Consider the following 9,190-nt stretch of genomic DNA (forward strand, 5'->3'; position numbering starts at 1 on the left):
AGACATCCCACTTGATCCATAAGATCACTAGATTCAATTTCAATTACTTTATTAATCCTTTTAACCTCTTTATCTAGGTTGAAATTTATTTTATCTATTTGTTTTTGAAGATGTAATATTTTATCTTCAAGGTTTTCTGGAACTCGATAACCTTCAACGGTCAGAGAACCAACCGCTTGAATCTGGGTAACATTTTCTATACAGAGTACATTTCTTTTATCAAATAATTCGCTTAGGTAATCCCTGAACATTCCAAATAGATTATTTTTTTTAATTAAAAAAACAACTGAATTAATTGAATAAATAACTAAAAGACCACCAATAATCTGAGAAAAAATAGAAAATGCTTTATCTATTGATTCTGCCTTTTCACTTAAGTTCCATAACAAAACCAGATGGACAAAAATAACAGCAACTACAGCTAAAACAGGCCAACCTCGCCAAAACCATTTAACACGCCTAACAAGCCCAGTAAATACAAATTCTATCTTTCTCATTCACTGCCTCGACCGCCGCCACCCGGCTGCCCGGGCCTCTTCCTCGGAACAAAACCATCTCTGCCCTCGGCTTTTATCAATCCTGGTCCGTTCGTAATGCCTACCACCGGGAACATGATAAATCTTTTCGCCCTTACTGTTGATGTTGCCCTTGATCAGGCAGTCACCGGGACGGGCCTGACTTTCCACCCCGGACCGACTTTCAGCAGCAGGCTCCAAAACTCTCCCCTCCCGCTCCCCACGCCGCCAATCCCAAGGCGGCACAGGGCCCGGCTCCCCCCACAACCCCAGCTTGCCATCTCGGGCCTTATTCTCCAGCGCCTTCCATTCCCGACATTCGGGCTTCTTGCAATACTGGCCATAAACCCATGCGAATCCGGCCTTAACCACTTCCCGGTTGAGATTTACCCCATCCACGATGACCATGCCGACAATGCGGCCATACCGATCCCGTTCCACCTCGACAATATCGACCTTGTAACCCGCAGCGGCAATGGCCGACTCGACAAATTGTGTCGCCGCCTTGCCATAGGGCTGCCCTGACTCCGGGGCGTCTATGCCGTAAAACCTGATCCGCTCCTGCTTGCCGTCCGGCGTGATCACCCGAATAGTGTCGCCGTCGGAAATGTTGGTCACCCGGGCTGGCCAGGTGGCGGCATGGACGCTGGCAACAAGCAGCAAACAGCAGACCAGCAACAGGCCGGCGATTTTCATTGCCCTCTGGCGGATCACTTGGCCCCTCTCCCCAACACCGATTCCAGCAACTTCACCGTCGCCCCATAAATCTCCGGGTCTTTGCTCGCCCTGGGGCCGGCCACGTTCAATACCCTGATCCCGTTATCGGCCAGCCAGGAGGCAACCATCCTGGTAGCATAGGCCATGGAGTTGGCCTTGATATCCAAATGCAGAGACGGCTTGCAGTGCCTCTGGGCAAGTTCCACGGTCAGCTTCGAGCCACCGGTCAATTTCCCATGGGAAACGATCAGGGTGCCATCGGAATCGAGTATATTCTGTTCCGTCCGCTTCGGATAGCTTTTAACCGGCATCTCCTGAAGATCATATTTCTCAGGCAACGGACCTGCCTCGGTCATCCGCCCCTTGGGTATCCAGCCACCATGGGGGATGCCACGTTTTATGGCAACGTCCAGGCCAGCCTGATCGGCGCCGGTCTGGCCGCCGGAAATGATTTTGTTCAGCATCAGGACTACCTATTCCGACTTGGCGAAAAAATAGATCGGGGTCATTGGCAAGATCGCCTTGTCCTCATCGGTCATTTTTTCGTAGAATTCCTGCCAGAGAACGATAAGACGTGACAGGTCAACCAATTCCACATGGACATGAGAAGTTCGAGCGGTACTTTTTGCGTCGGCGGTGAAGCCGCCGGACGAAACAAATAACCCTACGTCACCGGCCTTGTGCAGCAAACCCATAAGTTGCCGCACCTCTTGGACATTGGCAGCAGACTCTCTGTGTTTAATCTGAACCTGAATTCGAGGGTTTTCGGTCCCAAGGGGATCACGGTACGCCATGATATCTATACCGCCATCCTTTCCCCTGGGGGCCACAAAGGGGGTATGATAGCCCATACCCCTAAGAAGGGCGGCAACCATATCCTGAAACTCATAGGGGTTCAACCGCCAGATTTGGCGCTCTATGCCATCGCGAGCAATCTGCTCAGCTTGGTCAAGTGTGATCTCACCCTCGGCAGCCTCGTCAGCAACTACAACGACATCATCAGCTGAGGATGTCGGCTGTCTTGATTTCCATTCCTTGTATGCTTTCTGAGAAGCCTCAAGTAGGCCGACTGGACCAAGCTTTAAAGCCTCCTCTCCTTCCGGGGTCAAGTACCATATCCCCTTTTTCTTGACCAGATAACCAGCTTTAACGCAATCTATACTGAAAAAATGCAGGATGGAGACCCACCGAACATTGCCGGTCTTCTCGTATCGCTCCATAGCCCAATCATTCAGATCAATTCGCTTGCCGACGGCTTGCACCACCTCACGCATTGGCATTTCGCCGTCTTTTTCTTTCAAAGCCTCAAATGCTGCAAACATCACCTTGGAAGCGAGTTCCTTGGTTGGTGCGAGTTCTTTTCTTACCATTTTATTATCCTAACAGAACAGATTTGATAACATCAGGCCACACCTTCAATGCCCATGGCTTGCCACCGCTTTTACTTGATCGGCTGAAAAGTAAGTTGCTCCAAAAATGGTGTCACCAAGCCATTTCTTGAAAGACGGGTTATCGCTGAATTGCTTGAATAGCTCGGTATGGTCAGCCAAGAGGTCGATCATTACCCGCTGCAGAGCGGCGTCGTGCTCGATTCTGGCGGTCTTCTTATCGTTGTTCTTCATGGCGTTCTGGTAGGCGGCGTCCGCTGCGACCTTGGCCGGGATCTCCTCGGCGATGACCTGGCGGATCTTGTCGCCGTCCTTCCAATCGACGTTGCCGAACTGGTCGTTGAACGCCTTGATGATATTGCTCAGTTGGTCCAGTTCCGGCTCCGGTTTGCGGCCACCGCCGCTGGTCGGCACCGGTCCGATTTCGGCATCCTGATCCGGAAGGCCGACCTTCAGACTGGTTTTCACCTCGACACGGTAGCTGTCCATGTCGATAGCCTCCAGAATGCCCCGGGACAAGTCCTCCTCCTTGGGCGCGGGAAGCTTAGGGATCAGGAAATTAAGAAGGATCGATAGTTTTTCCCAGTCGGTATTCGAGTACGGCAGGATCGAGGCCAGAAAACCGTAGGTGCGCACGAAGGCCTTGGCCTTGCCCTTGAAGTCCACTTGGCCGTCTTCATCGAGATCGGCGTTGTAGGTGGCCACGCAGGCGTCCAGGATCTGGTCGAGCTTGTCGCGGTCCGCACCTTTCAGGTAGAACCCAACCAGATCGTCGATTTGTCCCTGCGAATAGACCTGGTAGCCGTCCAGATCCGATTTCAGGTCGTGCAGCTTGTTGGGGTCAGTCTCGTCACTGAGGATGGTGGTGCGGTAATAGGGCTCGAACGACTTCTGGATGGTCTCCGAGTCGTTGTAGAAATCGAGCACAAAGGTGTCGTGCTTCTGCGGATGGGCGCGATTGAGCCGCGAGAGGGTCTGCACCGCCTTGATGCCGGAGAGTGCCTTGTCCACGTACATGGTGTGCAGCAGCGGTTCGTCGTAGCCGGTCTGGAACTTGTCGGCGACGATCAGGAAGCGGTACGGGTCCTGTTGCACCTCGTACGGGATCCGGCTGCTGGAAAAGCCGTTCAGCGTCGCTTCGGTCACTTTCTTACCGCCATACTCGTGATCCCCGGAAAAGGCCACGATGGGTGCGTAAGGGCTTTTGCGCTCCTTGAGGTAGTCCCTGAAGGCATGGAAATACTGAATGGCCCGCTCGATACCGTTGGTGATGACCATGGCCCGGGCATGGCCGCCGATCTTGCGGTGGCCGATCACCTGGGCGTGGAAGTGGTCCACCATAATCTCCGCCTTCTCGCGGATGGCGTGCTCATGGGACTCCACATAGCGGCGCAGCTTTTTCTGGGCCTTGTTGGCGTCGAAGAGCGGGTCGTCCTCCACGGTCTTGGCCAGGCGGTAATAACTCTCCACCGGGGTGTAATTCTTCAGCACATCGAGGATGAAGCCCTCCTGGATGGCCTGTTTCATGGTGTAGCTGTGGAACGGGTGGTGCTTCACGGTGCCATCCGGCTGCGGGTCCGGCTCGCCGAAGATCTCTAGGGTCTTGTTCTTGGGGGTCGCGGTGAAGGCGAAGTAGCTGGCGTTGGTCACCATCTTCCGGCCTTCCATAATCTTATTGATCTTGTCCTCGACCGTCTCTTCCCCCTCGTCATCAGAGCCGCCGTAGGGCGCGGTCTCTTCCAGCACACGATTCATCGCGGCAGTGGTCTTGCCGCCCTGGCTGGAATGAGCCTCGTCGATGATGATGGCGAACTTGCTCTGGCGGTGTTCGTCGCCGATCTCATCGAGGATGAACGGGAACTTCTGCACCGTGGTGATGATGATTTTCTTCCCGGCCTTGAGGAATTTGCGCAGGTCGCCGGAGTGTTCGGCATGGCCGACGGTGGCGGAGACCTGGGCGAACTGCTTGATGGTGTCGCGGATCTGTTTGTCGAGCACCCGTCGGTCGGTGACCACGATCACCGAGTCGAACAACGCCTTGCTCTCGTGTTCCAGCCCCACGAGCTGGTGCGCCAGCCAGGCGATGGAGTTACTTTTGCCGCTGCCCGCCGAGTGCTGGATCAGGTAGCGCCTGCCGATGCCACTCTCAGCGGCATTGGCCAGCAGCATGCGCACCACCTTCAACTGGTGGTAGCGAGGGAATATCTGCTTGTACCTTTTTTTGCCGGACTTCTCGTCCTTTTCCTCCACCACCTGGGCGTAGTTTTCCAGGATGTCGGTCAACCCCTCCTTGGAGAGGGTCTCCTTCCACAGGTAGTCGGTGGCGAGCCCGGCCGGGTTGGGCGGATTGCCAGCACCGTCGTTGTAGCCTTTGTCGAAGGGCAGAAACCACGAGCCCTTGCCCTTGAGGTGGGTACAGAAACGCACCTCGTGATCGTCCACGGCAAAATGAACGACGCAACGGCCGAACTGGAACAGCAGCTCCTTTGGGTCGCGGTCGCGCTGGTACTGCTGCACGGCATCGAGCACCGTCTGCTTGGTGAGCTTATTTTTGAGTTCGAAGGTGGCGATGGGCAGGCCGTTGATGAACACGGCCATATCGAGGGAGAGCGCGGTCTCGTTGCGGCTGTAGCGGAGCTGGCGGGTGACGCTAAAGATGTTGGCCGCGAACCGTTCCGCCGCCTTCACGTTGCCCGGCGTCGGCGTGCCGTAAAAAAGGTCCACATGGGACGGGCCGTGCTTGATGCCGCCGCGCAGCACGTCTACCACGCCGCGCTTGGCGATCTCGCCCTGCAGGCGGTGCAGGAATTGTGTGCGCTTGGGGCCTTCCTCGTCGATGCCGAGAGCCTCATAGGTATCGGGTTGGGTGGCGGCGAGGAACTGCAGCTGTTTGGCCAGGTCGACAGCGTGTTCCCGGTCGTAGTCCTGCGGGTCACCCTGAACGTATCCGGCATCCTCCACAAGGGAGGTGACGATGATCGATTCCAGGCCCTTTTCGCTGGTGTCAGTCGGTTTCATCCATGTCCCCCTCGTCATCGATCACGTCATCGGATTCGGCGGTGTCCTCTTCCAGGGCCAGCAGCTCGTCCTCGGCAACCTCCGGCACTTCGATACCACGAACATCCACCTGGCCTGTGACGACATCGGAAATCAGCCGGGTGCAGTATTCGCGCATCAGCTCAATCTCGCGTTGGGCGCGGTTAATGGCCTGGTCGATTTCCGCTGACTTTTTCTGGATGTGTTCAAGAATTTTTTGCTGCTCGCCCGCAGGTGGATACGCAAATTTCAGATTGCCTATGAATGTCCAATCAGCTCGGGGCATTTTTGCCCCAAATGTTGAGCTATTAATCAGATCAATTACGCGTTTGGAACGAAGCTTTTGTTCAAGGAAGTCAGCCGATACATTTCCGGTCGCTCGCAAAACCAGAAACTCGCCTACACAAACTCCAGCAGTCTGTGACCGTGTCACCTTCGCCAGATACGGGCGTAGCTTTCCGAACAAAACATCTCCGGGCTGAAAACGCTTCACCTGACTATCAAAGGTGATCTCGTCATCAGGTAGTGAAATCCTGCCGGTCCAGCTTTCTACGTGTTCAAGGGCTATATATGTCTCGCCTGGCTGCTTTTCGGAAGTTTGCTCATTCAAGTTGTGGCACAAGAATTTGAGTCGGCGAACTTCCCAATGCTCCGGAATATCTCCGATCCATTCCACGCCGCTGGGCTTGAACTTGACCTTGGGATCAAGCCCCCGGGTCACGGCCTGGTTGATGACGTTCTGCTTCTGCTCCTTGAGCAGTTCGATGAGCCGCCGCTTGTTGCGTATGAACCGCTGAGCCTTACTGCCGACCGCATCAAGAAATCTGGTGATGTGCCGCTGCTCCTCAATCGAAGGAACGGGCGACGTCATGCGCTTGAAATCCTGCCAGTAAAGCCGGTTACGGTCTTTCACGATGCCCCGAGAAAAGGCGTCCACCTCGTTCATATAGGACGCGGTGCGGAACAGATAGCTGAAGTAGCGGCAGTCCACCTCGGGAAAGGGTCGCACAACGACATAAGCTGGACTGACCAGCCCGTCCATGGGGGCAACGCCCACGGCTCCCTGCCACATGCGCATCATGTTGTAGGCAATATCCCCCTGAGCCGCTCGCTTGTATTTTTCCCGGTCGGCCATCACTTGCTTGCGTTTCAGGTTCTCCATGTCGCGCACGCGGACACCAGTTTTCAACGAGACCTCAAGGATAGGCAGCTCCCCAAACCCAGTCTCGTTGCGCTGAGAGAACAGACGGCCATTCCGGAACAGATTCCAGTGAGCCGGAATATTGCCCAAAAACGGCTGCCCGGAATCCTTGTATTCTGGATACGCGGCCAGCTTCATCATTCCGCCTCCCCGACAATCTGTTCCAGAAGGCCTTCGGTCTCCTGCTCCAGGGCGTAGATGTCGGCCTTGATTTCATCCAGGGTGCGCATGGGCGCGGGCCGATAGAAATGGCGGGTGAAGGAGATCTCGTAACCCACCAGCGTCTTGCCCGGGTCGATCCAGGCATCCGGTGTATAGGGCAGCACCTCGCGACAGAAGAACGCCTCTATGCCGCCTTCTTCCAGCAACGGCACCTGCTCGCTGTCGCGCAGGGCGGTATCCGGCTCGTATTCGACCACGCAGGTCTTGCCGCCCACCTCGGCCTCGAACAAGCCGTGGACGGGATCAGGCGTGGCCTTGCCCGGTTTGTGAACCTTCTTCAGCACCGGCGCGGCGTCCTCGCTGGTGTCGCAGAGATCGCCTTGCAGCAGCTTCTTGCGCTTGGCGGTGAGCTTGACACCGTGCTTGTCGGCATCGGTGTCGCAGGTGTCCATGAAGGAATTGAAATCGAGGTGCGGCCCGGTTCCAAGCGTCTCGGCCACGCGGTGGGCCAGGTTGGCCAGCGGCACTTCCTTGGCCTTGACGCAGGCCCGCTCGAACCGTTCCAACCGGGCCGGGCTCAGGTCAACGGCGAGGCGCAGCGGACGGTCCACCGTCACCTTCCAATAGCCAAATGCCTCGTTGGGGAAGATCTTGGATTTCTCGGTTTCGACCGGATTGACCACCAGGTCGCAGATGGCGCGGATGTGTTCCTCGGAGAACTCGCAGTTCTTCTTGCCGAGGTTGCGCCGCAGCGGCACATACCATTCGGTGGCGTCGATGAGCTGGACCTTGCCCCGGCGCGTATCAGACTTGCGGTTGGTCAGCATCCAGATGTAGGTGGCGATGCCGGTGTTGTAAAACATGTTCTCCGGCAGGGCGATGATGGCCTCCAGCCAGTCGTTCTCGATGATCCAGCGGCGGATGTTGCTCTCGCCCTGACCGGCGTCGCCGGTGAAGAGCGACGAGCCGTTATGGACCTCGGCGATGCGGCTGCCGAGACGGGTGGTGTGCTTCATCTTGGAGAGCTTGTTGACCAGGAACATGAGCTGCCCGTCCGAGGAACGGGTGATCATCTTGTATTCCGGGTCGCCGCCGTGCTGGGTGACAAAGCGCGGGTCCTTGATATCACCCTTGCCGCCCAGGCGCTCCAGGTCAGTCTTCCAGCTCTTGCCATAGGGCGGATTTGAGAGCATGAAATCGAATTCCTGCGACGGAAACGCATCGCTGGAGAGCGTGGAGCCGTACTTCATGTTCTCGGCTTCGGCCCCTTCGCCTTTGAGCAGCAGATCGGCCTTGGAGATGGCGTAGGTTTCCGGCTGCACCTCCTGGCCGAACAGGTGGATGGAGACATCTTTGCCGTGACTCTGGGCCAGCTCGGCGAGGCGCTCTTCCGCCACGGTCAGCATGCCGCCGGTGCCGCAGGCTCCGTCATAGACAAGGTAGGTGCCCGATTCAATGTCGTCGGCCACCGGCAGGAAGATCAGGTCGGCCATGAGCTTGACCACGTCGCGGGGCGTGAAGTGCTCTCCGGCCTCTTCGTTGTTCTCCTCGTTGAAGCGGCGGATAAGCTCCTCGAAGATTGTGCCCATGGAGTGGTTGTCGAGCGCCGGAAGAATCTCGTTTCCGTCCACGTCCTGCACAGGCTTGGGGCACAGATTGACGCGGCCGTCGAGAAACTTCTCGATCAGGTGGCCGAGGATGTCGGCCTCGATCAACGTGGGGATCTGGTTGCGAAACTTGAACTTGTCGAGAATCTCCTGGACGTTGGGTGAAAAGCCGTCCAGATAAGCTTCGAAATCGGCCTTGAGCTGTTGTTGCTTGGCGCGGTTCTTCAGGTCGCGCAGGGTAAAGGGCGAGACGTTGTAAAAGGCCTCGCCTGCGGCCTGGCAAAGCGCGGCGTGCTGGTTGGCGATCCCGGCCCCGTCGAGCTGCTTCTTCATGCCAAGCACCTTTTCCTTGCTCGGCTCCAAGAGCGCGTCGAGACGGCGGATGACCGTCATTGGCAGGATCACATCACGGTACTTGCCCCGCACATAAACATCGCGCAGCACGTCGTCGGCGATACCCCAGATAAAATTCACAATGGATTTATGGTTAGTTGAATTCATTAAGGGTTTAATCTCATACCTTCTCTTATTATTGGATTCACAAAAACGGTCTACGCATAACGA

At 56.1% G+C, this 9,190-nt stretch carries 7 protein-coding genes; all 7 read right to left on the minus strand.

Translation table 11 applies throughout. The features are described from left to right. Positions 1–497 (minus strand): hypothetical protein (locus ACHHRT_RS13395; protein WP_395500276.1); only part of this gene is annotated, 497 nt, incomplete at its 3' end. Then, positions 498–1,211, minus strand: coding sequence for a thermonuclease family protein (locus ACHHRT_RS13400; protein WP_395500277.1), 714 nt, complete (start codon positions 1,209–1,211; stop codon positions 498–500). It abuts the gene before it with no gap. A gap of 14 nt (positions 1,212–1,225) precedes the next feature. Then, on the minus strand, positions 1,226–1,696 hold the full coding sequence (locus tag ACHHRT_RS13405) for a putative molybdenum carrier protein (protein WP_395500278.1): 471 nt from the start codon (positions 1,694–1,696) through the stop codon (positions 1,226–1,228). Positions 1,697–1,705: 9 nt separating this feature from the next. After that, a complete protein-coding gene (locus ACHHRT_RS13410) occupies positions 1,706–2,602 on the minus strand; it encodes a restriction endonuclease (protein WP_395500279.1) in 897 nt (298 codons plus the stop codon). 45 nt (positions 2,603–2,647) lie between these two features. Next, the gene (locus ACHHRT_RS13415; protein ID WP_395500280.1) at positions 2,648–5,638 is read right to left on the minus strand and encodes a type I restriction endonuclease subunit R; all 2,991 of its coding nucleotides are present in this window, start codon (positions 5,636–5,638) and stop codon (positions 2,648–2,650) included. After that, positions 5,625–6,998, minus strand: coding sequence for a restriction endonuclease subunit S (locus ACHHRT_RS13420; protein WP_395500281.1), 1,374 nt, complete (start codon positions 6,996–6,998; stop codon positions 5,625–5,627). The genes ACHHRT_RS13415 and ACHHRT_RS13420 overlap by 14 nt, the downstream gene beginning before the upstream one ends. Continuing rightward, positions 6,995–9,127, minus strand: a complete 2,133-nt coding sequence (locus ACHHRT_RS13425; RefSeq protein WP_395500282.1) for a type I restriction-modification system subunit M — start codon at positions 9,125–9,127, stop codon at positions 6,995–6,997. The genes ACHHRT_RS13420 and ACHHRT_RS13425 overlap by 4 nt, the downstream gene beginning before the upstream one ends. Positions 9,128–9,190: the final 63 nt, after the last annotated feature.

The sequence above is a fragment of the Desulfurivibrio modestus genome, from assembly GCF_044068625.1.
Classification (GTDB): domain Bacteria; phylum Desulfobacterota; class Desulfobulbia; order Desulfobulbales; family Desulfurivibrionaceae; genus Desulfurivibrio.

Bases quoted from the DNA above. Each gene is read 5' to 3' on its own strand.
- ACHHRT_RS13400 (WP_395500277.1), bottom strand. From the start codon at position 1,211: ATGAAAATCGCCGGCCTGTTGCTGGTCTGCTGTTTGCTGCTTGTTGCC.
- ACHHRT_RS13405 (WP_395500278.1), bottom strand. From the start codon at position 1,696: ATGCTGAACAAAATCATTTCCGGCGGCCAGACCGGCGCCGATCAGGCT.
- ACHHRT_RS13410 (WP_395500279.1), bottom strand. From the start codon at position 2,602: ATGGTAAGAAAAGAACTCGCACCAACCAAGGAACTCGCTTCCAAGGTG.
- ACHHRT_RS13415 (WP_395500280.1), bottom strand. From the start codon at position 5,638: ATGAAACCGACTGACACCAGCGAAAAGGGCCTGGAATCGATCATCGTC.
- ACHHRT_RS13420 (WP_395500281.1), bottom strand. From the start codon at position 6,998: ATGATGAAGCTGGCCGCGTATCCAGAATACAAGGATTCCGGGCAGCCG.
- ACHHRT_RS13425 (WP_395500282.1), bottom strand. From the start codon at position 9,127: ATGAATTCAACTAACCATAAATCCATTGTGAATTTTATCTGGGGTATC.